Source organism: Azospira sp. MPR-LB4 (genome assembly GCF_058809525.1).
On the sequence record NZ_CM179521.1, the window covers coordinates 849,995 to 874,895 of the forward strand.

The 24,901-nt window shown below is 68.0% G+C and carries 21 protein-coding genes; 16 read left to right on the plus strand and 5 right to left on the minus strand.

Translation table 11 applies throughout. The features are described 5' to 3' along the window. The 3 genes from AC3QLZ_RS03865 to AC3QLZ_RS03875 form a co-directional block, all read right to left on the minus strand. Positions 1-2,427: a TonB-dependent siderophore receptor gene (locus tag AC3QLZ_RS03865; RefSeq protein WP_492783371.1), complete on the minus strand. Its 2,427-nt coding sequence runs from the start codon at positions 2,425-2,427 to the stop codon at positions 1-3. Between the two features lie 168 nt (positions 2,428-2,595). Beyond that, entirely contained in the window at positions 2,596-3,615 is a 1,020-nt protein-coding gene (locus AC3QLZ_RS03870; RefSeq protein ID WP_492783372.1) for a FecR domain-containing protein, read from the minus strand. After that, positions 3,612-4,124, minus strand: a complete 513-nt coding sequence (locus tag AC3QLZ_RS03875; protein ID WP_492783373.1) for a sigma-70 family RNA polymerase sigma factor — start codon at positions 4,122-4,124, stop codon at positions 3,612-3,614. Before AC3QLZ_RS03875 ends, AC3QLZ_RS03870 begins: the two co-directional genes overlap by 4 nt. Before the next feature lie 313 nt (positions 4,125-4,437). Here AC3QLZ_RS03875 and AC3QLZ_RS03880 point away from each other — a divergent pair, with 313 nt between their 5' ends. From AC3QLZ_RS03880 to AC3QLZ_RS03930, 11 genes are all read left to right on the plus strand, one after another. Beyond that, entirely contained in the window at positions 4,438-5,472 is a 1,035-nt protein-coding gene (locus AC3QLZ_RS03880; RefSeq protein ID WP_043798339.1) for a quinone-dependent dihydroorotate dehydrogenase, read from the plus strand. A 101-nt stretch (positions 5,473-5,573) separates the two neighbouring features. Next, positions 5,574-6,158, plus strand: coding sequence for an electron transport complex subunit RsxA (gene rsxA, locus AC3QLZ_RS03885; protein ID WP_130459282.1), 585 nt, complete (start codon positions 5,574-5,576; stop codon positions 6,156-6,158). Further along, positions 6,158-6,700 (plus strand): electron transport complex subunit RsxB, encoded by a 543-nt coding sequence (rsxB, locus tag AC3QLZ_RS03890; protein ID WP_014237996.1) that lies wholly within the window; start codon positions 6,158-6,160, stop codon positions 6,698-6,700. The genes rsxA and rsxB overlap by 1 nt, the downstream gene beginning before the upstream one ends. Before the next feature lie 3 nt (positions 6,701-6,703). Beyond that, positions 6,704-8,452: an electron transport complex subunit RsxC gene (rsxC, locus tag AC3QLZ_RS03895; RefSeq protein WP_492783374.1), complete on the plus strand. Its 1,749-nt coding sequence runs from the start codon at positions 6,704-6,706 to the stop codon at positions 8,450-8,452. 10 nt (positions 8,453-8,462) lie between these two features. Continuing rightward, positions 8,463-9,452, plus strand: a complete 990-nt coding sequence (locus AC3QLZ_RS03900) for an RnfABCDGE type electron transport complex subunit D (RefSeq protein ID WP_492783375.1) — start codon at positions 8,463-8,465, stop codon at positions 9,450-9,452. 1 nt (position 9,453) lies between these two features. After that, positions 9,454-10,131: an electron transport complex subunit RsxG gene (gene rsxG, locus AC3QLZ_RS03905; RefSeq protein ID WP_492783376.1), complete on the plus strand. Its 678-nt coding sequence runs from the start codon at positions 9,454-9,456 to the stop codon at positions 10,129-10,131. 12 nt (positions 10,132-10,143) lie between these two features. Then, the gene (locus tag AC3QLZ_RS03910; protein WP_492783377.1) at positions 10,144-10,833 is read left to right on the plus strand and encodes an electron transport complex subunit E; all 690 of its coding nucleotides are present in this window, start codon (positions 10,144-10,146) and stop codon (positions 10,831-10,833) included. A gap of 273 nt (positions 10,834-11,106) precedes the next feature. After that, positions 11,107-11,757 (plus strand): endonuclease III, encoded by a 651-nt coding sequence (gene nth, locus AC3QLZ_RS03915; protein ID WP_014238001.1) that lies wholly within the window; start codon positions 11,107-11,109, stop codon positions 11,755-11,757. A gap of 19 nt (positions 11,758-11,776) precedes the next feature. Continuing rightward, entirely contained in the window at positions 11,777-12,856 is a 1,080-nt protein-coding gene (locus AC3QLZ_RS03920; protein ID WP_492783378.1) for an FIST C-terminal domain-containing protein, read from the plus strand. Between the two features lie 3 nt (positions 12,857-12,859). Then, the gene (locus AC3QLZ_RS03925; protein WP_130458721.1) at positions 12,860-13,291 is read left to right on the plus strand and encodes a DUF1841 family protein; all 432 of its coding nucleotides are present in this window, start codon (positions 12,860-12,862) and stop codon (positions 13,289-13,291) included. Between the two features lie 158 nt (positions 13,292-13,449). Further along, the gene (locus tag AC3QLZ_RS03930) at positions 13,450-15,099 is read left to right on the plus strand and encodes a methyl-accepting chemotaxis protein (protein ID WP_492783379.1); all 1,650 of its coding nucleotides are present in this window, start codon (positions 13,450-13,452) and stop codon (positions 15,097-15,099) included. 75 nt (positions 15,100-15,174) lie between these two features. On the opposite strand, the gene AC3QLZ_RS03935 is transcribed toward AC3QLZ_RS03930, so the two are convergent. Continuing rightward, positions 15,175-17,271, minus strand: coding sequence for a methyl-accepting chemotaxis protein (locus tag AC3QLZ_RS03935; RefSeq protein WP_492783380.1), 2,097 nt, complete (start codon positions 17,269-17,271; stop codon positions 15,175-15,177). A 224-nt stretch (positions 17,272-17,495) separates the two neighbouring features. Between AC3QLZ_RS03935 and AC3QLZ_RS03940 the strand changes: the two genes are divergently transcribed. The 5 genes from AC3QLZ_RS03940 to AC3QLZ_RS03960 all read left to right on the plus strand — a co-directional run bounded on the left by AC3QLZ_RS03940 (position 17,496) and on the right by AC3QLZ_RS03960 (position 24,130). Then, positions 17,496-18,344: an AAA family ATPase gene (locus AC3QLZ_RS03940; RefSeq protein WP_130458724.1), complete on the plus strand. Its 849-nt coding sequence runs from the start codon at positions 17,496-17,498 to the stop codon at positions 18,342-18,344. A 2-nt stretch (positions 18,345-18,346) separates the two neighbouring features. After that, entirely contained in the window at positions 18,347-20,770 is a 2,424-nt protein-coding gene (locus AC3QLZ_RS03945) for a diguanylate cyclase (RefSeq protein ID WP_492783381.1), read from the plus strand. A 3-nt stretch (positions 20,771-20,773) separates the two neighbouring features. After that, the gene (locus tag AC3QLZ_RS03950; protein ID WP_416244174.1) at positions 20,774-21,955 is read left to right on the plus strand and encodes a vWA domain-containing protein; all 1,182 of its coding nucleotides are present in this window, start codon (positions 20,774-20,776) and stop codon (positions 21,953-21,955) included. A 94-nt stretch (positions 21,956-22,049) separates the two neighbouring features. Further along, positions 22,050-23,417 (plus strand): esterase-like activity of phytase family protein, encoded by a 1,368-nt coding sequence (locus AC3QLZ_RS03955; RefSeq protein ID WP_492783382.1) that lies wholly within the window; start codon positions 22,050-22,052, stop codon positions 23,415-23,417. An 11-nt stretch (positions 23,418-23,428) separates the two neighbouring features. Beyond that, the gene (locus tag AC3QLZ_RS03960; RefSeq protein WP_416244172.1) at positions 23,429-24,130 is read left to right on the plus strand and encodes a histidine phosphatase family protein; all 702 of its coding nucleotides are present in this window, start codon (positions 23,429-23,431) and stop codon (positions 24,128-24,130) included. A 126-nt stretch (positions 24,131-24,256) separates the two neighbouring features. Here the strand turns inward: AC3QLZ_RS03960 and AC3QLZ_RS03965 are convergent, their stop codons facing one another. Then, positions 24,257-24,847 carry a DUF1415 domain-containing protein gene (locus tag AC3QLZ_RS03965; RefSeq protein WP_152088973.1) on the minus strand — a complete coding sequence of 197 codons (591 nt, stop codon included), beginning with the start codon at positions 24,845-24,847 and terminating at the stop codon, positions 24,257-24,259. Positions 24,848-24,901: the final 54 nt, after the last annotated feature.

A 24,901-nucleotide genomic window follows, 5' to 3' on the forward strand; every position in this document is an offset into this window, starting at 1 on the left:
TTAGAAATCCACCGTGGCGGAGAGGGTCAGGGTGCGGGGGGCGCCCAGGGTCAGGTAGCCGCCGGTGGCGGAAGCCCAGTAGTTCTTGTCCGCCAGGTTCTCGATGTTGGCCCGCAGCACCACGGCCTGGCTGCCGGCCTGGAAGCCGTAGCGCACACCGGCGTCGAAGCGGGTCCAGGCCGGCACTTCCTGGGTGTTGGCCGTATCCAGGTACTGCTTGCCGGTATGCACCATGCGCCCCACCACCGCCAGGCCGGGCACGCCGGGCACGTCGTACTCGCCGCTCAGGTTGGCCAGGAACCTGGCCACCCCGATGGCCTGCTTGCCCACGTTGGCGGCGCTGGCGGCCTGTTCCAGCTTGGCGTCCATGACCGTGATGCCACCGATGAGGCGCAGGTTGCGGCTGGCTTCGCCGAAGAGGCTCAGTTCCAGGCCCCGGTTCACCTGCTCGCCGCTGACTTCATAGACGTTGGTGCCCGGATTGGTGGCGGCGCTCAGCTGGTTCACCTCGAACAGGGCGGCGCTGGCGGCGATACGGCCGAAGTCGGCCTTGGCCCCCACTTCCTTCTGCTTGGAGCGGAAAGGCGCCAGGGCCTGGCCCTGGTTGGCGGTGCCGGTGGGAGCAACGCCGCCTTGCAGCAGGCCTTCGATGTAGTTGGCGTAGAGGGAGAGATTGTCGGCCGCCTTCACCACCAGGCCGGCGGAGGGGGTGGTGACGGAAACGTCGTACACCGAACTCTGCACCCCGCTGCCGTAGGCATAGTTGCCCACCAGGGCCTTCTGCTGGCGGGCGCCCAGGGTCAGCAGCACCTTGTCCTGCAAGAAGCCCAGGGTGTCGGCCACGGCGATGCTGGAGAGGCGGGTGTCGGCGGTGCGCTGAGGATTGTTGAGATCGCCACCGAAGAAGGCCAGGCCGGGCTTGGCCAGGTCCGCCGGGTTGTAGATGTTGGTGTTCTGGGCCGGCCAGGACATGGCCCAGGCATTGCGCCCCACCAGATTGGTGCGGCTGGCGGAAAGGCTGACCCGGTGGCTGACGCCGCCGGTGGAGAACTTGCCGCGCAGGCCGGCCTCGCCGGTGGACACGTCTTCCTCGTGGGGCACTTCGAAGCGGGAAAGGGTGGCGTTGCCGTTGCTGCTGTTCACCGTCGGCGTGGCGTAGATGCCCAGTTCCTTGTTGTAGCGTACGCCGTAGGCGGCGTAGGCGGTCCAGTCCTGGTTCAGGTCGTACTCACCGCGCACGGCGGCGAAGGTGTCCTCGGTGTCGGAATAGCTCCAGGACGGCGCGAAGTTGCGGCTGGCATCCGGGGCCGTGGGCACGGCCACACCGGCAGCCACTTGCACATTGGGCCGGCCCTGGCGGATCTTGCTCTTCTGGTAGCCGAAATCGGCGGAGAGGCGCAGCTTGTCGCCGCGAAAATCCAGGGCCACGGCCAGCATGTCCAGGCTGCGCTTTTCCCGGTCGATGGAACCCTCGCCGTCCCGGCTCAGGGCATTGACCCGCACGCCCACGGACTGGTCCGGACCGAAGCGGCGGCCGACATCCACATGGCCGCCGAAGAGGGAATCGCCGTGCAGGGTACCGGTCACCTGGGTCACCGGCAGGTCGCCGGCCCGCTTGGGCACCAGGTTGATGCTGCCGCCCATGCCGGAATTGCCGGAGGCCATGCCATTGAGGAAGGCGTTGGCGCCGCGGAACACCTCCACCCGCTCCAGCATTTCCACCGCCACGTACTGCCGCGGCAGCAGGCCGTAAAGGCCGTTGAAGCCCAGGTCGTCGGCGTAGAGAGGTAGGCCGCGCACCGTGTAGGCCTCAGCATAGTTGCCGTAGCCGCGGTAGACCCGCACCGCCGGATCGTTGGCCACCACGTCGGCCACGCTCTTGGCAGCCTGGTCCTGCATCAGCTGGGAGGTGTAGGAAGCAGTGGCGAAAGGGGTGTCCATCATGTCCAGATCCCCCAGCAGGCCGACCCGGCTGCCCCGGGCCATCTGGCCGCCGGCATAGGGCTTGGGCTGCTGGCCAGGCTGGCCGGCGCTGTTGGCGGTGACGGCCACCGTGGCCAGGGCCGCCTCCTTGCCGCTGCCGGCGGGCAGACGGCGCAGGGTATAGCCACCGCTGTTCTGGGGCACCGCTTCCAGACCGCTGCCGGCCATGATGCGCTCCAGTCCCTGGGCAACGCCGTAGCTGCCCTGAAGACCGCTGCTCTGCTTGCCTTCGGTGAGGGTGGCATCAACGGATAGAAGCACCCCGGCCTCGGCGGCGAACTGGCTGAGGACCCGGCTCAGGGTGCCGGCAGGGATGCTGTAGCTGCGCGCCGCCGCCTGGGCCTGGGCCGCCGGCATCAGGGCGGGCGTCAGCAGAGGGGCGGCGACGAAGGCCAGTTGCAGGGCCAGCACCAGGGGCCGGCGGGTAGGCAGGGCGAAGGACATGGGGAAACCTCTATCAATGCGTGGAAGATGTGCGCCGCAGGGGGCTCATCTGCATTGCCGAGGGGGAAACGAAAAAGGGAACCGGGGAGGAAAAAAAGTTTCAGGCGCCTGCCCAAAACTGCTCCTGATCTGCGCCGGGAGGCCGGAGTGAACGGCGCCGGAGGAACCTCAGCGGGGCTCCACGCTGACCCACCAGGGCAGGGTGCGGCGCACCCGCAGGGGCAGGCTTTCCTCCAGGCTGACCAGGATGCGGTCCGTATCTCCCAGGGGAAAAGCGCCCACCAGGCGCAGCTCGGCCACCGCCGGGTCCCAGCCCAAGTGGCCGCTGCGATAGCGGGACAGTTCGGCAAGGAAGTCGCCCAGGCGCATGTCGTCGGCCACCAGCATGCCCCGGCTCCAGGCCTGGCGCGCCGTCTGGGCCGGCACCGGGGTGGCGACGCCGTTACGGTCGTAGCGCACTTCCTGGCCGGCGGCGATTACCTGCCGCCCCCCGGGCTGACCGTGGGGCGTGATTTCCACCGCCCCGGCGAACACTGCGAGGGATTCGCCGGACCCGCCGCCCTCGTCCCGGCGCACCAGAAAGCGGGTGCCCAGGGGCCGCAGCAGGCCTTCCGGCGTAGCCAGACGCAGGGGCCGGAGCGCCGCTCCGTCGTCCACGCCCGGCTCGCCCTTGCCCGTTTCCACCAGCACCTCGCCGCGCAGCAGGCCCAGGCGGCGCTCGCCGGCTTGGAAGCGCACACTGATGGCGCTGTCGGTATTGAGCCAGACCCGGGTGCCGTCGGCCAGTTGCACTTCCCGGGTTTCGCCCCGGGCGGTCTCGAAATCTGCCGTTTCGCCGGGCCACAGCCCCAGGCGGCGACCGCCCCAGGCCATGCCGCCGACGGCGGCGAACAACACCAGGGCCTTCATAGCCTGGCGCCGCTGCATGCGGCGCTGGCGGCTGCCCGCCTCCACCGCCAGCCGGGCCGCTTCGCCGGACTGGCCGGCCCGGGGCAGGCTGGCAAAGCTGCGGCTTACCGCCTCCACCTGCTGCCAGGCCCGGCGATGTTCCTCCCGGGCTTCCAGCCAGGCCTGCCAGCGTTGCCGTTCGGCGGCGCTGACGCCCGGGTCGTGGAGCACGGCAAACCATTCGGCCGCCGCCTGCAGCACCTGGTAGTCGGTGGCCTGGATGCCGGCTCGGGCGCTCAAGCGTCACTCCCGGCCAACAGGCAGTGGAGCATGGCCCGGGCCATGTACTTCTTCACCATGCGCTCGGAAACGCCCAGGCGCTCGCCGATCTCCCGGTAGCCGAGGCCGTCGAACTGGGCCAGGAGGAAGGCCTGGCGCACCTTCTCCGGCAGAGCCACGAGCAGGGCCTCGATTTCCAGCAGGGCCTCCAGCACCAGGGCCCGCTCCTCCGGCGACGGAGCCAGGGCCTCGGGCTGCCAGGCCAGGGCTTCCAGGTAGGCCCGTTCGATCTCCAGGCGCCGCCAGTGGTCCACCACCAGGCCGTGGGCCACCGTGGTCAGGTAGGCCCGGGGTTCCCGCAGCCCCTCCAGGTTTTCCCGCCGCAGAATGCGGCAGAAGGTGTCCTGGGCCAAATCGGCGGCACTCTCGGCGCAACCCAGCTTGTGCCGCAGCCAGGAACGCAGCCACCCGCCGTGCTCCCGGTAGAGGGCGGCCACGGCCAGATCGGATTGGGAAAGGACGGCGCTCATGGCAAAGGAAAGAAACGAATAAGAATTATTCTTATTGTAGAACGGAAAAACCTGTACGAAAAGCCATCCCCACCGGGTTCGATGGCACCGCTATCCAGACGGCATGGCTGCCCTCTCCGCCCTCTCCGCCCTGGAGGCCATGCCAAGTCAGCGGGGCGGCGCCACCCACACCATGCCGGGCAAATGGCGTTTCACGATACGCAATTCAATCTCGCAGATAGGAATGCTTCTCGGGGTGTGGTAAAACTGCACCCTTACCTTTAGTCATATGCCGCAAGACCGGTCCATGGTGCATTGCGGTAAAATCGCGCCCATGCTCTATTCACTCGCCCGCAAAATCTTCTTCTCCCTGGATGCGGAGAAGGCCCACGGCATCGGCCTCAACGGCCTGGCCGCCCTCCACGCTGCCGGTCTGTCCTGCCTCATGGGCAAGAAGGCGCCGGAATGCCCGGTGGAGGTCATGGGCCTCCGCTTCCCCAACCCGGTGGGCCTGGCCGCCGGCCTGGACAAGAACGGCGAATGCATCGACGGCATGGCCGCCATGGGTTTCGGCTTCCTCGAAGTGGGTACCGTCACGCCCCGGCCCCAGCCGGGCAACCCCAAGCCCCGCCTGTTCCGCATCGAGGAGAAGCAGGCCATCATCAACCGCATGGGCTTCAACAACGAGGGGGTGGACCACCTGCTGCAGAACGTGGCCCTGGCCCAGTTCCCCAAGTGCGGCGGCATCCTCGGCATCAACATCGGCAAGAACTTCGACACCCCCATCGAGAAGGCCGCCGACGACTACCTGATCTGCCTGGAGAAGGTGTATGCCGCCGCCAGCTACGTCACGGTCAATATCTCCAGCCCCAACACCAAGAACCTGCGCGACCTGCAGCGGGATGACGCCCTGGACGACCTGCTGCGCCAGCTGAAGGCGGCCCAGGCCCGCCTGGCGGAAAAGCACGGCAAGCACACCCCCCTGGCCCTGAAGATCGCCCCGGACCTGGACGACGCCCAGATCCAGGCCATCGCCGACCTGCTGCGCCAGCACCGCATGGACGGGGTCATTGCCACCAACACCACCCTTTCCCGCAACGGCGTCGAAGGCTGCCGCTACGGCAACGAGGCCGGCGGCCTCTCCGGCGCCCCGGTGCGGGACCTGTCCACCCAGGTGATCCGCAAGCTGGCCACCGCCCTCCAGGGCGAGGTGCCCATCATCGGCGTCGGCGGCATCCTTTCCGGTGCCGATGCGGCGGAAAAGATCGAGGCCGGCGCCAAGCTGGTGCAGATCTATTCCGGCTTCATCTACCGGGGGCCGGACCTGGTCCGGGAGGCAGCGGAAACCCTCTGCCGGATGGGCCGCTGAGCCCTCCGGGGCGGCCCGGCGGGCAATGCCCCCAGGGCCGCCAAGGTTGCCCCTTACGTTATTCGGCGGGATAATGCACCGCCCCTGAAAATCCGACCATGATCAGCCACTATCTCTTCATCGTCATCGGCGCCGTGTTGGTGAACAACGTGGTGCTGGTGAAAATCCTCGGCCTCTGCCCCTTCATGGGCGTTTCCAAGAAACTGGAAACCGCCTTCGGCATGGGGGCCGCCACCACTTTCGTGCTGACCGTGGCCACCGGGGCCAGCTACATCATCGACCATTACCTCCTGATGCCTTTCGGTCTGGAGTACCTGCGCACCCTCTCCTTCATCGTCACCATCGCCGCCATCGTGCAGCTGACCGAAATGGTGATCCAGAAGACCAGCCCGGTGCTGCACCAGGTGCTGGGCATCTACCTGCCCCTCATCACCACCAACTGCGCAGTGCTCGGCGTGCCCCTGCTCAACGTGGCCAACCACTACGATTTCGTCGAGTCCCTGCTCTTCGGCATGGGCTCCGCCGTCGGCTTCTCCCTGGTGCTGGTGCTCTTCGCCGGCATCCGGGAGCGCATCGAGGGGGCTGACGTGCCGGTTCACTTCCGCGGCGTGGCCATCGCCATGGTCACCGCCGGCCTCATGAGCCTGGCCTTCATGGGCTTCTCCGGCCTGGACAAGTACCAATAATGCTCATCGCCATCGCCATCATGGCCCTGGGGGCCGTCGTCCTGGGCGCCGCCCTGGGCTTTGCCTCGGTCAAGTTCAAGGTGGACGGCGATCCCCTGGTGGACAAGATCGAGGCCATCCTGCCCCAGACCCAGTGCGGCCAGTGCGGCTACCCGGGCTGCAAGCCCTACGCCGAAGCCATCGCCAAGGGCGAGGCCGACATCAACCTGTGCCCCCCCGGCGGTGCCGAGGGGGTGGGCAAGCTGGCCGACCTGCTGGGCCGGGAAGCCAAGCCCCTGGACGGGGTGGAGAAGCCGCCCCAGGTGGCCCTCATCGACGAGAACACCTGCATCGGCTGCACCCTGTGCATCCAGGCCTGCCCGGTGGATGCCATCGTCGGCGCCGCCAAGCAGATGCACACCATCGTCGAATCCCTGTGCACCGGCTGCGAGCTGTGCCTGCCGCCCTGCCCGGTGGAATGCATCACCATGGAGCCGATCCAGGAAACGGTGGATACGTGGAAGTGGAAATACCCGGTCGTTGAATTGAAGAGGGTCGCCTAAGCCATGGGCCTGATGCAGCTGTTCAAGTTCAAGGGAGGCGTCAAGCCGGCCACCAACAAGGCCCAGTCCGTCACCCTGCCCATCGCCAAGGCGCCCCTGCCCTCCGTGGTGGCCGTGCCCCTGCACCAGAGCATCGGCGGCACGCCCCGGCCCCTGGTGCAGGTGGGCGACAGGGTGCTGAAGGGCCAGATGATCGGCGAGGCCGACGGCTGGATCTCCGCCGCCGTGCACGCCCCCACCTCCGGCACCGTGCGGGAAGTGGGCATGTACGCCGCCGCCCACCCCTCCGGCCTGCTCACCGACTGCGTCGTCATCGAGCCGGACGGCGAGGACCGCTGGATCGAGCGGCAGAGCGTCGACTACAAAACCCTGACCCCGGAACAGGTGCGCGAACTGCTGCGTGACATGGGCGTGGTGGGTCTGGGCGGGGCCGTGTTCCCCTCCCACGCCAAAACCCAGGCGTCCCGCAGCGTGCCCATGGAAGAGCTGGTGATCAACGGCGCCGAATGCGAGCCCTACATCACCTGCGACGACCTGCTGATGCGGGAACGGGCGACCGAGGTGGTCAAGGGCATCGCCATCTTCCGCGACCTGCTGCAGCCGAAGAAGGTCCTCATCGGCATCGAGGACAATAAGCCGGAAGCCGCCGCCGCCATGGCCCAGGCCGTACAGGCCGCGGGCGAGGACTTCCAGGTCGTCAGCGTGCCCACCCTGTACCCGGCCGGCGGCGCCAAGCAGCTGATCCGCGTCCTCACCGGCAAGGAAGTGCCCGCCAACAAGCGCTCCACCGACATGGGCGTGCAGTGCTTCAACGTGGCCACCGCCTACACTGCCTGGCGCGCCCTGGGCCACGGCGAGCCGGTCATCTCCCGCCTGGTGACCCTCACCGGCAACGTGGCCGAGCCACGCAACTACGAGGTGCTGATCGGCACCCCCATGGACGAACTGCTGGCCATCGCCGGCCCCAAGGCGGACACCGACGGCATCATCATGGGCGGCCCCATGATGGGCTTCCTGGTGCCCGAGGCCAAGGCGCCGGTGGTCAAGGCCACCAACTGCCTGATCGCCCATTCGCCGGCCCTGTTCCCGCCCAAGGCGCCGGAGATGCCCTGCATCCGCTGCGGCTCCTGCGCCCAGGTCTGCCCCCACGAACTGCAGCCCTTCGAGATGTACTGGTTCGCCCGCGCCAAGAATTTCGGCAAGACCCAGGAATACAACATCTTCGACTGCATCGAGTGCGGCTGCTGCTCCTTCGTCTGCCCTTCCCGCATTCCCCTGGTGCAGTACTTCCGTTTCGCCAAGAGCGAGATCTGGGCCCGGGAACGGGACAAGAAGGCGGCCGACGGCGCCAAGACCCGTTTCGAATTCAAGCAGCTCCGGGACGAGCGGGAAAAGCAGGAAAAGGCCGAGAAGCTGGCCAAGGCCGCCGCTGCCCAGGCCGCCAAGAAGGCCGCCGAAGCCGCCGCTGCCGCTGCCGCTGCTGCCGAAGGCGGCACCCCGGCCGAAGCCACTGCAACGCCGGCCGCCCAGAGTCCGGAAGAGGCCGCCGCTGCCGCCAAGAAGGCCGCCATCGCCGCCGCCATGGAACGGGCCAGGGCCCAGCGCGCCCAGCAGCAGGAAGTGGCCGACATCGAGGCCCGCCGCGCCCGCCTGCGGGACATCGCCAAGACCGAACTGGCCCACCCCGAAGCCCATCCCGCCGAGGCCGCCCCGGCCGCTCCGGCGGACGACGGCCAAACCCCCAAGAACTGACGCCCCGGTCATGGAATTCTCCACCTCCCCCTACCTGCTCAAGGACACCTCGGTGCGCCGGGTCATGACCCAGGTGCTGCTGGCCCTGGTGCCGGGCATCGTCGCCTACACCCTGCTCATCGGCCCGGGCATCCTGGCCCAGATCGCCATCGCCACCCTCACCGCCCTGGCCGCCGAGGCCGCCATGCTGCGCCTGCGGGACAAGCCCCTGGCCCTCTTCCTCGGCGACGGCTCGGCCGTGGTCACGGCCTGGCTGGTGGCCCTCACCTTCCCGCCGGTGGCGCCCTGGTGGCTCACCGTGGTCGGCGTGCTGTTCGCCATCGTCGTCGCCAAGCACCTCTACGGCGGCCTCGGGCAGAACCCCTTCAACCCGGCCATGATCGCCTTCGCCGTGTGCATCGTCTCCTTCCCGGCCCTCATGTCCCAGTGGCCCGGCCCCGGCTCCCACCTGGCGCCGGCCCAGCAGCTGGACTGGATCTTCGGCCTGGCACCGCGCCTGGACGGCATGACCAGCGCCACCCCGCTGGATGCGTTGAAGACCGCCCTGCGCGCCGACGAGGGCCATAGCGGGCCCCTGCCCTTCCTGGCCGGCAACGCCCAGGCGGTGATCGCCCTCTGCTATCTGGCCGGCGGCCTCTTCCTGGTCTGGCGCAAGGTCATCACCTGGCACATCCCCACCGCCTTCCTCGGCGCCATGGGCCTCCTCGCCGGCCTGCTGTGGCTGTGGCAGCCCGCCGGCTTTGCCAATCCCGTCTTCCACCTGCTGGGGGGCGGCGCCATGCTGGGGGCCTTCTTCATCGCCACCGACCCGGTGTCCGGCGCCACCACGCCCCGGGGCAAGCTCATCTTCGCCGCCGGCGTCGGCCTGCTGGCCTACATCATCCGCGTCTTCGGCGGCTATCCGGACGGCATCGCCTTCGCCGTGCTGATCATGAACATCTGCGTGCCCCTGATCGACATGTACACCCAGCCGAAGGTCTTCGGCATGAAGGACCAATGACATGGTGACGGTAAAGGAACCCACGGCCGGCACCATGGCGGCGCGCACCGCCGTCATCCTGTTCGTCTTCGTCATCGTCTTCACCGGCCTCCTGGCGGGCGCCTACCAGTGGACCCTGCCGGCCATCCAGGCCTCGGCCACGGAAGAAAAGATGAAGCTGGTGAACGAAGTGCTGCCCACCGCCAGCTACGACAACGACCTGCTGCACGACACCCTGGCCCTGGCCCCCACCCCGGAACTGGGGCTGGAAGAGCCTTCCACCGTCTTCCGCGCCCGCATGGGCGGCGCCCCGGCGGCCCTGGTGCTGGAAGCCATGGCGCCGGACGGCTATGCCGGCAAGATCCGCCTGATCCTGGCGGTGCAGGCCGACGGCCGGGTGGCCGGCGTGCGCGTCACCCAGCACAAGGAAACCCCGGGCCTGGGCGACTACGTGGAACCGAAGAAGGACAGGAACAAGGAACGGCCCTGGATCACCCAGTTCAACGGCCTCTCCCTCGCCACCCTGGCGGAGAAGGAGTGGAAGGTGAAGAAGGACGGCGGCCTTTTCGATTCCAACGCCGGCGCCACCGTGACGCCCCGGGCCGTGGTCAAGGCGGTGAAGAAGGCCGTCGCCTATGTGGACGCCCACCGGGACGAACTGTTCGCCGCAGCCGACAAGAACGCAGCGGACCGGAAATAAGCGAGGCCGACCATGATCACCCGCGAGGAATTCAAGCAGATCGCCGGCAACGGCATCTGGAAGCAGAACACCAGCCTGGTACAGATCCTGGGCCTGTGCCCCCTGCTGGCCGTGACCACCAACCTGGTGAACGGCGTCATGCTGTCCCTGGCCACCATCATCGTCATGGCCCTCTCCGGCGTGGCCATCGCCAGCCTGCGCAATCTCATCCCCCACGAAATCCGCATCCCGGTCTTCATCCTGGTCGTCGCCGCCCTGGTGACGGTGGTGGACCTGCTCTTCAACGCCAACCTGCACGAGCTGTACCTGGTACTGGGCATTTTCATTCCCCTCATCGTCACCAACTGCATCGTGCTGGCCCGGGTGGAAGCCTACGCCGCCAAGAACCCGCCCCTGCAGGCCACCGCCGACGGCGTCTTCATGGGCGTCGGCATGCTGTGGACCCTGGGCCTCCTCGGCGGCCTGCGGGAGCTGATCGGCGCCGGCACCCTGTTCTCCGGCATCGACATGGTCTTCCCCGGCCTGCAGCCCCTGCAGCTGCTGCCCAAGGACTACCCGGGCCTGCTGCTGGCCATCCTGCCCCCCGGCGCCTTCATCCTGCTGGGCTGCCTGATCGCCTGGAAGAACTGGATCGAAGCCCGGGCCGCCGCCCGCCAGCAGAAGACTCCGCCGGCGCCGGTGGCCGAAGCCGGCTGCCATTGAAAACCCCTTGCCACAGAGGGCACAGAGGACACAGAGAAATACATGCCATGCCGGAAAGGCAATAGGGACGCCACTCTCCGGTAAGGCATGACCGAGACTCCCGCCCTTACTGCCTCTCAGGCCAGATGTAAAATGCCCCCTGCCACCGGCCCCAATGCCGGAGCAACACTTACTCAGTCATCTCTGCGCCCCGAACCCCCAAAGGGGGTGAAGGAAGTCCCCTTGGGGGATGTCCTCTGTGGCTAAAACAATTTTCCAGCCAAGCCAAAAACCATGAATGCCGCCAAGCGGGCCCAGATTTTCGCCCGGCTCCAAGCCGCCAACCCGGCGCCCCGCACCGAGCTGGAATACGAGACCCCGTTCCAGTTGCTGATCGCCGTGCTGCTCTCTGCCCAGGCCACCGACGTGGGCGTGAACAAGGCCACCCGCAAGCTCTTCCCCGCCGCCCCGACGCCGGCCGCCATGCTGGCCCTGGGGGAGGAAGGGCTGATGGACTACATCAAGACCATCGGCCTTTTCCGCACCAAGGCCAAGAACACCATCGCCACCTGCCGCATCCTGCTGGAACAGCACGGCGGCGAGGTGCCGCGGGACCGGGAGGCCCTGGAGGCCCTGCCCGGGGTCGGCCGCAAGACCGCCAACGTGGTGCTCAACACCGCCTTCGGCGAACCCACCATCGCCGTGGACACCCACATCTTCCGCATCTGCAACCGCACCCGCCTGGCCCCGGGCAAGACGGTGCTGGCGGTGGAGGAAAAGCTGCTCAAGACCACGCCACCGGAATACCGGCTGGACGCCCACCACTGGCTGATCCTGCACGGCCGCTACGTGTGCAAGGCGCGCAAGCCCGAATGCGAACGCTGCGTCATCGCCGATCTGTGCGAATATCCGGGCAAGACCTGTTCCGAACCCGCCCACCTGTAGCCCGTCCCGAGGCACTGCCATGACTGTCGCCACCGCCCTGGTTTCCGGCAACGATCCCCTGCCCCGCCTGGCGGAGGACGCGGTGCGCCAGGCCCTGGACAAGCTCCTTGCCGCCGGCGCCAGCCACGCCAACAGCGTGCTGCTCTACCTGACCCAGGACTTCTCCCGCCAGGTGCAACCGGCCCTGCTCGCCGCCAGCCGCGCCGCCGCCTGCACCCAGGTGGCCGGCAGCGTGGCCGCCGGCCTGTTCACCGAGGAAGGCTGGGTGCTGGACCGGCCCGCTGCCGCCGCCATGGTTTTCGCCGGCCCCCTGTCCCTGGTGCCGGGCCGTCCCGGCGCCGCGCCCCTGCTCTCCCTCGCCTCCGCCTCCAGCCTGCCGCCGGAATGGGCGACCCCGGGCAGCCAGCGCTTCGGCGCCCTGCACCTGGACGCCCTGGCCAGCGAACCCGGGCCCGTGTGGCAGCAGGGCCGCCCCTGCGCCGACCACCGCCTGTCCCTGGCCATCGCCGGCAGCCAGGCCAGTGTCGCCCTCTCCTGCGGCCTGCGCCTGCTCACCGAGCCGGCGCCGGTGGTGGAGGTGCGGGGACACGACCTGCATACCCTGGGCCAGCAGACCGCCCTGGATTCCCTGCTGCGGGCCCTGCCCCTGGAACAGCGGGAGCGGCGCCTGCTGCACCACGTCACCGCCGTGGTGGCGGAACCGGGCCATGCCCTGGACCGTCCCGAGGGCACCTACTGCCGCCTGCTGCCGGTGATCGACACCGGCCCGGAAGGCGTCGTCACCCTGGCCGACAAGCTGGTGCCGGGCCAGTCCCTGGCCTGGGCGGTGCGTCAGCCCCTGGCGGCGGAACAGGAAATGCGCGACACCCTGGTGGCCCTGGGCGATGAGCTGCCCCGGCCCAGCCTGGGCCTGATGTTCTCCTGCATCGGCCGCGGCCCCTATTTCTACGGCGGCGAGGACCGGGACCTGCTGGTCTTCACCGAACGCTTCCCCGGCGTGCCCCTGCTGGGCCTCTACGGCAGCGGCCAGATCGCCCCCAGCAACGGCGGACGGCTGCTGCACAACAGCGTCGTCACCGCCCTCTTTTCCGAGATTTAAGCCATGTTCAATCCCAGCCGCGACCAGGTGCGCCGCTTCTTCTGCGACGCCTGGCAAAAAGACCGGCAAGGCCTGCCCCTGGTGGGCGCCGAAACCATCGCCGTGGACCTGATCCGCCTTCATCCCGAATACCACGCCCTGCTGGCCGACGTGGAGCGGGCCCTGAGCCAGGAATGGACGCCGGAGGAAGGGCAGATGAATCCCTTCCTGCACCTCTCCCTGCATCTGGCGGTGGAGGAGCAGATTTCCATCGACCATCCCCGGGGCATCCGGGAAGCCTTCCACGCCCTGGCCCGGCGCCTGGACGATCCCCACGCCGCCAAGCACCAGCTGCTCGAATGCCTGGGCGAAGCCGTCTGGCATGCCCAGCAGGCGGGCAACCAGCTGGACCCGGAAGCCTATCTGGAAGCCGTCAAGCGCGCCGGCCGCGGCTGAACCTGACGCCTGGCTGACGGCAGCCACCCCCACCCCCTGGAATTCCGCGCCTGTCGCGGACTTTGGCGGGCACTTGTCATTCCCCTACGGACAGGTGCAGTATTTAGCCACATTAGCCAAAAGTAATAGATAAAAAACCTACACCCTGGGGGAAATCCATGTTTGCGAAACTCTCGCTCAAGACCAAGCTCGTCTTGCTGCTGGTCATGTCCGTCATCGGCATGGTCCTGCTCACCGGCCTCAGCGCCTGGGGAGTGAAACGGGACCTGACCGACGGCCGCAAGGCGGTGGTCAAGGCCGCCGTCGAATCGGCCTACAGCATCGCCGCCAACTACCAGGCTCTCGAAGCCGCCGGCAAGATGAGCCGGGAAGAGGCCCAGAAGGCGGCCCGGGAAGCCATGCGCCATGGCCGCTACGGCGGCGTCGACGGCAAGTCCGAATACTTCTACGTCTACAGGAGCGACGGCGTCACCGTCATGCACACCACCAAGCCGGAATGGGAAGGCATCAGCAAGGTGGAAGAGGTGAAGGATGTGCTCGGCCGCTATACCCTGAAAAACATCCTGGCCGCCTCCAAGGCCGCCCCCGAGGGCGCCTTCGTCGAAACCCTGTTCCCGCGCCCGGGCCAGCCGGCGGACAAGGCGGTGGAAAAGCTGCAGTACCTGAAGCTGTTCGCCCCCTGGGAATGGGTCATCGGCAGCGGCATCTACATGGACGATGTGGCCACGGAAGTGCGGGAGCGGGCCCTGTCCGACACCTTCATCGCCGCCATCATCCTCATCGCCGTGGCGGTGGCCACCTTCCTGGTGGGCGGCAGCATCCGCCAGCAGGTGGGAGGCGAACCCGCCGACGTCATCAAACTGATGAGCCAGGCCGCCGCCGGCAACCTGGCGGTGGAGGTGGGCAATGCGCCCAAGGGCTCCATGCTCGCCTCCTTCGGCCAGATGGTGAGCGAACTGCGCCAGGTGATCCGGGAAATCGGCAACAGCGCCACCGCCCTCTCCAACAACGCCGAGCGCATCAACACCGCCTCCCAGGAAGTGTCCACCGCCTCCCAGCACCAGGCCGACGCCACCTCCTCCATGGCCGCCGCCATCGAGGAACTGACGGTGAGCATCAACCACATTTCCGACAGTTCCCGGGATACGGAGGCCGACTCCCACAATTCCGCCAGCCTGGCCGCCGACGGCGAAACCCGGGTCACCACCGCCTCCAGTGCCATCAAGAACCTGGCCGGCTCGGTCACCGGCGCCTCGGAGAAGATCCGCCACCTGGAAGGCCGCATCAAGGAAATTTCCGGCATCGCCGGCGTCATCAAGGAGATCGCCGCCCAGACCAACCTGCTGGCCCTCAACGCCGCCATCGAGGCGGCCCGGGCCGGCGAACAGGGCCGGGGCTTTGCCGTGGTGGCCGACGAGGTGCGCAAGCTGGCCGAACGCACCGCCTCCGCCACGGTGGAAATCGAGGACATGATCGTCAGCATCCAGACCGAAACCGACGAGACGGTGCAGGTCATGGATGCGGCCCTGCCCCAGGTGGAAGAAGGCGTCACCCTGGCCGAATCCGCCGCCGACGCCCTGCGGCAGATCCGCGAGGGTTCGGAAACCACCCTGCACCGCATCCAGGAAGTGGCCGAAGCCACCCGGGAACAGAGCACCGCCAGCACCAGCATCGCCCAGCGGGTGGAGCAGATCGCCCAGATGGTGGAAGAGACCTCCGCCGCCATGCGCAACACCGCCGAGACCGCCGAGGCCCTGGACAACATCGCCCGGGAGCTGAACACCATGGTGGGCCGCTTCACCACCTGATGCCGGCCCGGCACCAATGACAAGGGGCGCCCGCGGGCGCCCCTTTTGTTTTTGCCGCTGCCGGCGCCGGCCGGATCAGCGGTACAGGCGGAAGCTGGCCAGGATGGCGCGCAGGCCCTCGGCCGTGGACACCAGGGCCTCGGTGGCCCGCTGGGCCTCCTGGGCGGTGGCGGTGTTCTGCTCGATGAGCACGGAAATGTGTTCCATGCTGCCGTTCACCTCCTGGCTGGCGATGCTCTGCTGCTGGGAGGCTTCGGAAATCTGCCGGGCCATGGCGCTGACCTGCTGGGAAGCGGCGGTAATGCCCTCCAGCCCGGCCACGCTCTCGCGCATCATGCCGATGCCCTCCTCCACCTCCCGCACCGCCTGCTCCATGCGGCTCACCGCCTCGTGGGTGGCGCCCTGGATGGCGCCGATGTTGCCGGTGATGTCGGCGGTGCTGGTGGTGGTGCGCTCGGCCAGCTTGCGCACCTCGTCGGCCACCACGGCAAAGCCCCGGCCCGCCTCGCCGGCCCGGGCCGCCTCGATGGCGGCATTCAAGGCCAACAGGTTGGTCTGGTCGGCGATTTCCTTGATCACCTGGGTGATCTGGCCGATCTGGTCGATGGCCGTGTTCAGCTCGTGCAGGGTGGCCGAAGAGCCGGTCACCGCTTCCACCACCCGGTTGGTGACGGCCATGCTGCGGCCGATCTGGGTGTTGCTTTCCTCCACCAGCCGTTCCGAGTTCTGGGCCGCGCTGGCGGTCTCCCCGGCGTGGCCGGCCACTTCCTGCACCGACTGGGAGAATTCCTCCGTGGCGGCGGCGACGCTCTGCACGTCGTCCAGCTGCTGCTGGGACTTGGCCGCCACCAGGGCCACCTCGGATTCCAGCTGGCTACAGCGCTGGTCCATCTGGCGGGAGGCTTCCTGGATCTGGTCCAGCATGGCCTTCAGGGTGGCCTGCATGGTGGCCAGCTGGCACAGCAGCTGGCCGGCCTCGTCGCGCCGGCTGATGTCGATGTCGCTGGTGAGGTCGCCCTCGGCGATGAGCTTGAAGGTGTCGATGGCCTGGCGCATGGGATTGACGATGGCCCGCACCAGCAGCCAGCCGCCCACCACCGCCAGGGCCAGGGCCGCCAGGGTGGCCAGGGCCATGGCCCACAGGATGTTCTCGTAACGTGCCTGGGCCCGCTCGAAATCGGCCCGGGCCGAGGCCTTCAGCTCATCCACCAGGGCCTTGCCGGCCTGCTGCACCTGGCCGTAGATGGGGTTGATCTTGGTCAGCAGCAGCACCGAGGCCTGATGGAAATCCCCGGCCTTGAGGGACTCCCGGGCCGCATTGACGCCTTCGGCGGAGAATTTCTTGCGCGCCTCCCCCAGCTGCTCCACCAGCTGCCGTTCCTTCTCCGACAGGGGCAGCTTCTGCAGGGCTTCGAGCTGGGCGTTGATCTGCTGGCGGTTGGCCAGGGTCTTTTCCAGATGCACTTCCAGGCCGTGGTCGTGCAGCTTCACCAGTTCGCTCTTGGGATCGTGCTGCAGGGCCAGCATGATCTGGGAGCGGTTTTCCCCCAGCAGGGCCAGCACCTCGTTCACCACCGTGGTCGGCTCCAGCTTGCGCTGGTACTGCTCCTGCAGGCTGGCGTTGCCTTCCTGCAGACCGGAGAGGCCGATGCCGGTCACCACCGCGGTGATGGCGACGAAGGCGGCCATCATGGCCCCAAGGCGCCCCTTCACCGAGAGGCGGGACCAGAAGCCGGCAGCGGACTGGGGCAGGGAGGCGTTCTTGTTCTCCCGCAGGCGCTGGTAGAGGGCCTCGGCCGCCTGCACCTTGTCCCGGGCCGGCGGCGTGCGCACCGACATGTAGCCTTCGGTATGGCCGTTTTTCACCACCGGCACGACGAAGGCCTCGACCCAGTAGAAACCGCCGTCCTTGCTGCGGTTCTTCACCAGGCCGCGCCAGGGATTGCCCGACTTCACCGTGCGCCACAGGTCGGCAAAGGCCTGGGGCGGCATGTCCGGATGGCGGACCAGATTGTGGCTGGCCCCGATCAGCTCGTCGCGGGAGAAACCGCTGATCTCGACAAAGGCATCGTTGGCATGGGTGATGATGCCCTTGAGATCGGTTTTGGAGACCAGATACTGATTCGGGGGAAAGGGAATCTCTTGATTTGTAACCGGAAGATTGATTTTCATCGTTGCTGCCGCGAAAAAGGGGCTATGCCAGGAGACTAAGGAAAGACGCCATTCTTGGAATGGCATAACTTTTGTAATATCGTTTTTGATCATAGCAAAACGGCAGAAATGGCAAGCGGTACAAATCAACAAAAGGTCATTTAGCGCTGTCGTTACAATGATGAGAAAAACGGCAGGACGCCGCCTCGCCGCCGTCGCGCCCCCAACCCCACCGGAGCATCCCCATGACCCCACGTTTCGACGGTTCCGAGCGTTACGTCGCCCCCCGGGAACTGACCCTGGCGGTGAACGCCGCCGTGACCCTGCAACGCCCACTCCTGATCAAGGGCGAACCGGGCACCGGCAAGACCCTGCTGGCGGAGGAAGTGGCCCGGGCCCTGGGCCTGCCCCTGTTCCAGTGGCACATCAAATCCACCACCAAGGCCCAGCAGGGCCTCTACGAATACGATGCGGTGTCCCGCCTGCGCGACGGCCAGCTGGGGGACCCCAAGGTTTCCGACATCGCCAACTACATCGTCAAGGGCGTGCTGTGGCAGGCCTTCGAGAGCGAAACCCCGGCGGTGGTGCTGATCGACGAGATCGACAAGGCCGACATCGAATTCCCCAACGACCTGCTGCGGGAGCTGGACCGCATGGAGTTCCACGTCTATGAGACGCGGCAGACCGTGCGGGCCCGGCACCGGCCCCTCATCTTCATCACCTCCAACAACGAGAAGGAACTGCCCGACGCCTTCCTGCGCCGCTGCTTCTTCCACTACATCCGCTTCCCCGACCGGGAGACCATGGAGAAGATCGTTGCCGTGCACTACCCGGAACTGAAGCGGGAACTGCTGCAGGAGGCCCTGGAGGTGTTCTTCGGCCTGCGCGAGATGGCCGGGTTGAAGAAGAAGCCCTCCACCTCGGAACTGCTGGACTGGCTCAAGCTGCTGCTGGCCGAGGACATTCCGGCCGAGGCCCTGCGCAGCAAGGATGCCCGCACCAGCATTCCGCCCCTGCACGGCGCCCTGCTGAAGAACGAGCAGGACGTGCATCTCTTCGAAAAGCTCGTCTTCCTCGCCCGACAGGGACGCTGACCATGCCCCCCGGAGCCGCCCACCGCCGCCTGCTGCGCCATCTGCTGGCGGCCCTGTGCCTGCTGCTGGCGGCAGGTGCGGCCGGCGCCCTGGAAAGCGTCACCCTGCAGCTCAAATGGCAGCACCAGTTCCAGTTCGCCGGCTATTACATGGCCCAGGCCAGGGGCTATTACCGGGAGGCGGGCCTGGAGGTGCGCATCGTCGAAGGCCGGGCCGACACCGACCCGGTGGCCGAAGTGCTGGCCGGCCGGGCCCAATACGGCATCGGCGCCTCCGAACTGCTGCTGGAACGCAGCCGGGGCAAGCCGGTGGTGGCTCTGGCTGCCGTCTTCCAGCACTCGCCCCTGGTGCTGCTGGCCCGGGCCGGCGGCCCCATCCGCCGCCCGGCCGACCTGGAAGGGCGGCGCCTCATGCTGCTGCCGACGGAGGCCGAGCTGTTCGCCTTCCTGCGCCGGGAACAGGTCAAGGAGGAACGCCTGCAGCGCGTCCCCCACTCCTTCTCCGCCGCCGACCTCATGGCAGGCAGGGTGGATGCCGTTTCCGGCTATCTCACGGACGAGACCTACGAACTGGAAAAGGCCGGCTTCCCCTACCTTTCCTTCTCGCCCCGGGCTGCCAACATCGACTTCTACGGCGACACCCTGTTCACCGCCGAAGCCCACGCCGTCGCCCATCCGCAGCAGGTGGAGGCCTTCCGCCGCGCCAGCCTGCAGGGCTGGGCCGCGGCCCTGGCCGATCCGGACGCCGCCGCCCGGGAGATTCTGCAGCACTACTCCACCCGCCACAGCCGGGAACACCTCCTGTTCGAGGCGGAACGCATGCGCCCCCTGATCGAGCCGGCCCTGGTGGAACTGGGTCACATGAGCCCGGCCCGCTGGCGCCGCATCGGCGACACCTATGCGGAACTGGGCATGATGCCCCGGGACTATGCGGTGGAAACCCTGCTGTACCGCCCGGCCGGCCCCCAGCCCCTGCCGCCGTGGGCCTGGGGCACCCTGCTTCTGGCCGCCCTGGCCCTGCTCGCCGCCCTCTACATCCACCGCCTCTACGGCCGCCTGCAGGGGCAGATGCGCCAGCGGGACAGCAGCGAACGCAACCTGCGGGCGAGCCGGGAGCACCTGGCCCGCATCTTCGAGACGGCGCCCCTGGCGGCCATCGTCTACGACCAGGAAGCGAGGGTCCTGGAATGGAACCACCGGGCCGAGGAAATTTTCGGCTGGCGCCGGGAGGAAATGCTGGGCCGCAGCTTCTTCGAGCACATGGTGCCCGAAGAGGCCCGGCAGCAGGTGCAGGGCATCGTGGACAGCATCTTCCGCGGGCCGGAAATCCAGTATTCCCTCAACCGCAACCTGACCCGGGACGGCCGCGCCATCCTCTGCGAATGGAGCAACGCCATCCTCCGCGACGAGGCCGGCGGGCCGCCCAGCGTCATCGCCCTGGCCGCCGACGTCACCGAGCGGGAACGGGTCCGCGCCGCCCTGCAGGACAGCGAGCAGCGCTACCGCACCCTGCTGGAAACCGCCCCTTTCCCGGTGGTCATCACCCGCCTCCGGGACAGCCTGGTGACCTACATCAACCAGCGGGCCGCCACCTGCTTCCAGGTGCCCCAGGAGGATGCCGTGGGGCGCCATGCCCCGGACTACTGGGTGGATATGGGCCAGCGCCAGCGGCTGATCGAGGAACTGCGGCAGAAGCAGGTGGTGACCGACATGGAAGTGCGCCTGCGGGATGCGGCCGGCCAGCCCTTCTGGGCCCTCCTCTCGGCCCGCATCCTGCTGGAGGAACAAGAACCCCTGGCCTTCGTTTCCTTCAACAACATCAACGAACGCAAGGCGGCAGAAGAGGCCCTGCAGGCCCTCAACGGCGAGCTGGCCTACCGCCTCCAGGAAATCAACCTGCTGCAGGCACGGCTGCAGGAGCAGGCCACCCGGGACGCCCTCACCGGCCTCTACAACCGCCGCTACCTGGACGAGACCCTGGAGCGGGAAGTGGCCCGGGCCCAGCGGGAAGGCTATCCCCTGGCCGTGGCCCTGCTCGACATCGACCACTTCAAGCAGCTCAACGACACCTACGGCCATCGGGCCGGCGACGAGATGCTGCGCCAGCTCGGCCACTTCCTCCAGGCCCGGGCCCGCAGCGGCGACGTACCCTGCCGCTACGGCGGCGAGGAGTTCCTGCTGGTGCTGCCCGGGGTGGACCTGGAGACGGCCCGCCAGCGTGCCGAGGAATGGCGTGCCGGCTTCGCCGGGCTGACGGTGAACTTCGGCAGCCTGGCCCTGCAGGCCACCCTCTCCGTCGGCGTCGCCTGCTACCCGGGCCACGGCAAGAGCGCCGACGCCCTGGTGGATGCGGCCGATGCCGCCCTCTACCGGGCCAAGGCCGGCGGCCGCAACCGGGTCGAAGTGGCCGGCGCGGTGGAGGAATAGGCCATGCTCGCCGGATTCCTCCTGCACCTGCGGGACGCCCGCCTGCCCGTCTCCACCACCGAATTCCTCACCCTCCTGGGGGCCCTGCAGGCCCGGGTGGTGGGCCCCAGCCTGGACGACTTCTACATCCTGGCCCGGGCCTGCCTGATCAAGGACGAAAGCCTCTACGACCGCTTCGACCAGGCCTTCGCCACCTACTTCCGGGAAGTGGAAACCCTGCCCGGCTTCGACGCCGGCGCCGTGCCCGAGGAATGGCTGCAACTGGCCGCCCGGCGCCATCTCAGCGCGGCGGACCGGCAGAAGCTGGAGGCCCTGGGCTGGGAGCGGCTGATGCAGCAGTTCCGGGAACGGCTGGCGGAGCAGAAGGAGCGCCATGCCGGCGGCAGCAAGTGGATCGGCACCGGCGGCAGTTCCCCCTTCGGCCACGGCGGCTACCATCCGGAAGGCATCCGCATCGGCGGCGAGAGCGGCGGCAACCGCACCGCGGTGAAGGTGTGGGAGAAGCGGGAATTCCGCAACCTGGACGACTCAGTGGAACTGGGCACCCGCAACATCAAGGTGGCCCTGAAGCGTCTGCGCCGCTTCGCCCGCAGCGGCGCCGCCGAGGAGCTGGACCTGGAAGGCACCATCGCCGGCACCGCCCGCAACGCCGGCACCCTGGACCTGCAGCTGCGCCCGGAACGGCACAACGCGGTCAAGGTGCTGCTCTTCCTCGACGTGGGCGGCTCCATGGACGACCACATCCAGGTCTGCGAGGAGCTGTTCTCCGCCTGCCGCAGCGAGTTCAAGCACCTGGAGCACTTCTACTTCCACAACTGCGTCTATGAAAACCTGTGGCAGGACAACCGGCGCCGCTTCGACCAGCGCATTGCCACCAGCGACGTGCTGCACAAGTACGGCAGCGACTACAAGCTGATCTTCGTCGGCGACGCCACCATGAGCCCCTACGAAATCCTCTACCCCCAGGGCAGCGTCGAGCACTCCAACCCGGAGCCGGGGGCCGCCTGGATCCGCCGCCTCACCGAGGCCTTTCCCCACGCCGTCTGGCTCAACCCGGAACCCCAGCGGCGCTGGGAGCACACCCAGTCCATCCAGCTGCTGCAGGACCTGCTGGGCCGGCGCATGTATCCCCTGACCCTGGCCGGCCTGGGCGAGGCCATGAAGCAGCTCTCCCGCAGCGGCTGAGAGCACCGCCCCGGCCGGGACGCCGGCTTCTGTCACCATCCTGCAACAGGCGTCTCCTAGGCTTGGCTGCTTCATCCCCACCCATGGAAGAAGCATGAGCCCCAAGACGCCCCTCGCCCTGGCCTTTGCCGCCGCCCTGGCCCAGGTTCCCGCCCTGGCCGACCAGGCTTTCCCCGCCACCCTGGCGGGCCATGCCATGCTGCCGGCCCGCACCTTCATCGCCCCGCCCAAGGATGCCCCGGCCAGCCTGGCCGTCTCCGGCAAATACACCGGGCCCGAATCCCGGCGCGTGGACACGCCCGCATCCCTACCCGGCACCTCCTATCTCTCGGACAAGAACGCGCCCCGTCCCACCGGCGTCTCCCTGCCCTTCAAGGGCCAGCCGGTGCAGGGCTTCTCCGGCATCAAGCACGCCGGCCAGGGCCGCTACTGGGTGCTGCAGGACAACGGCTACGGCGCCCGCAACAACAGCGCCGACGCCCTCCTGATGTTCCACCTGCTGCAGCCGGACTGGGACCAGGGCGGCGTCAAACTGGTGAAGAGCGCCGCCCTGCACGACCCGGACCAGAAGGTGCCCTTCCTCATCGTCAACGAAGGCACCCGCCAACGCTACCTGACCGGGGCCGACTTCGACATCGAATCCATCCAGCCCCTGGGCGATGCGGTGTGGTTCGGCGACGAGCTGGGCCCCTACCTGCTCAAGACCGACCGCCAGGGCAAGGTGCTGGCCGTGTTCGAGACCAAGGTGGACGGCAAGGTGCTCAAGTCCCCGGACCATTTCAGCATCACCACCCCGGCCACCAGCGGCAGCTTCACCACCGTGGCCCGCCGCTCCCGGGGCTACGAGGGCATGGCCGCCTCCAGGGACGGCCAGTTCCTCTACCCCCTGCTGGAAGGGCCCCTGTGGAATGCCGAAGAGAAAAAATGGGAACAGCAGGACGGCCGGGAATACCTGCGCATCCTGGAGTTCAGCGTGGCCCGGGGCGAATGGACGGGCCGCTCCTGGAAGTACCGCCTGGAGCAGAACGGCAACAACATCGGCGACTTCAACATGATCGACGCCGACACCGGCCTCATCATCGAGCGGGACAACGGCGAGGGCCTGCCGGAACACGCCTGCAACGGCCCGGCCCGCCCGGACTGCCAGAACGTGCCGGCCAGATTCAAGCGCATCTACAAGATCAGCCTGAAGGACGCCGACAGCGACGGCTTCGTGCGCAAGATCGGCCACATCGACCTGCTGGACATCGACGATCCGAAGCACCTGGCCCGGCGCGGCGGCAAGGACGGCAAATTCACCTTCCCCTTCGTCACCATCGAGGATGTGGACGTGGTGGACGGGGAGCACATCGTCGTCGCCAACGACAACAACCTGCCCTATTCCGCCGCCCGACAGCCCAACCTGCAGGACGACAACGAGTTCATCCTGCTGCGGGTGCCCGAACTGCTGCAGGCCCGCTAAGGAGAGACGCCATGGGCAAACGCCAACGCTTCGCCGCCCTCCTCGCCCTCTGCCTGGGCCTGGCCGCCAGCCTGCCGGCCCGGGCCGAGGAGGCGGTGCTGGAGCTGTACCTGGCCCGCCACGGCCAGACCGCCTGGAACCTGGAGAAGCGCCTGCAGGGCAGCACCGACAATCCCCTCAACGACACGGGCCGCAGCCAGGCCCGGCAGCTGGGGGAAAAACTGGCCGGCGAAAACTTCGCCGCGGTCTATAGCAGCAGCCTGGCCCGAGCCCGGGAAAGCGCCGCCCTGGCCCGTCCCGGAATGACCGTGCAGGCCCTGCCGGAGCTGGCCGAACGCAGCTTCGGCAAGTTCGAGGGCATGGCCGAGGACGGCCGGGAAGGGCAGGAAGCCGCCCTGCTGGCCGAGTTAAAGGCCCGCAGCGGCAAGCTGGAGGACAGCCTGGACGGCGGCGAATCCCTCGCCAGCCAGGCCCGGCGCGTGGCCCAGGCGGTGGAACGCATCCGCCGCGAGCAGCCCCAGGGCCAGGTGCTGGTGGTCAGCCACGGCGGCGTCACGCCCCTGATCCTGGCCCACCTGCTGCAGCTGCCGGTGGCCGAGGCGGTGGCCCGCATCCGCCAGGGCAACGATGAGGTCTATCTGGTGCGCCTGCGCCCCAGCCAGGCCCCGTCCCTGTGGAAGCTGCTGGGCCGGGACAGCCTGGAGCAGCTGTAGGCGGCCGGTACCGGAAAAGACAAAGGCCCGGGAGGCAGCTCCCGGGCCTTTTTTCATGGGGCCATGCCGCTCACGCCCAGAGGGCGCGGCGTTCGGCCATGGCATGGCTGGGATGGCCGCCCTTGCTTACTCCTGGCCCGGCTCCTCCTGCAACAGCTTGCGCCAGCCCTCGTGACCGAGACGGCGCACGGTGGCGATGTTGCGCTCGTAGATGCTCTCCGGATCGGGGAAAGCGGCCACGGCCCGGTCGATGCTGGCCTCCCGCAGCAGGTGCAGGGTCGGATAGGGGGAACGGTTGGTGACGTTGTCGATGTCGTCCGCCTCGCTGCCGGCGAACTCGTAATCCGGATGCAGGCTGGCCACCTGGTACACGCCCTCGTAGCCCAGGTTGCGGATGAGGGCCTCCACCTCCTGCAGGAAGAAGTGGTAGTCGAGGAAGTCGGTGAGCACGTCCGGATGGATCAGCAGGGTGGTGTCGAGCAGGGCCGGGTCGGTCTCGCTCAGCAGGGTGAACTCCCGCTCCAGTTCTGCCAGCAGCTCGTCCGGCGTGGCGGCGGCGCTGAGGGCGTAGCGGATCTGCTTTTTCACATGCACCGACTTGGCGAAGGGGCACAGGTTGAGGCCGATGACGGCCCGCTCCAGCCAGCGCCGGGTGTCGGCGAGAATTTTCCCGGCCGCCTCGGCGTCGGGATAGGGGTGGAGAACCTCAGGCAGCATGGGCGTCTTTCGCGGAAAAGGGGGGGCGCCGGAAATGGCACGGGAATGGGACGG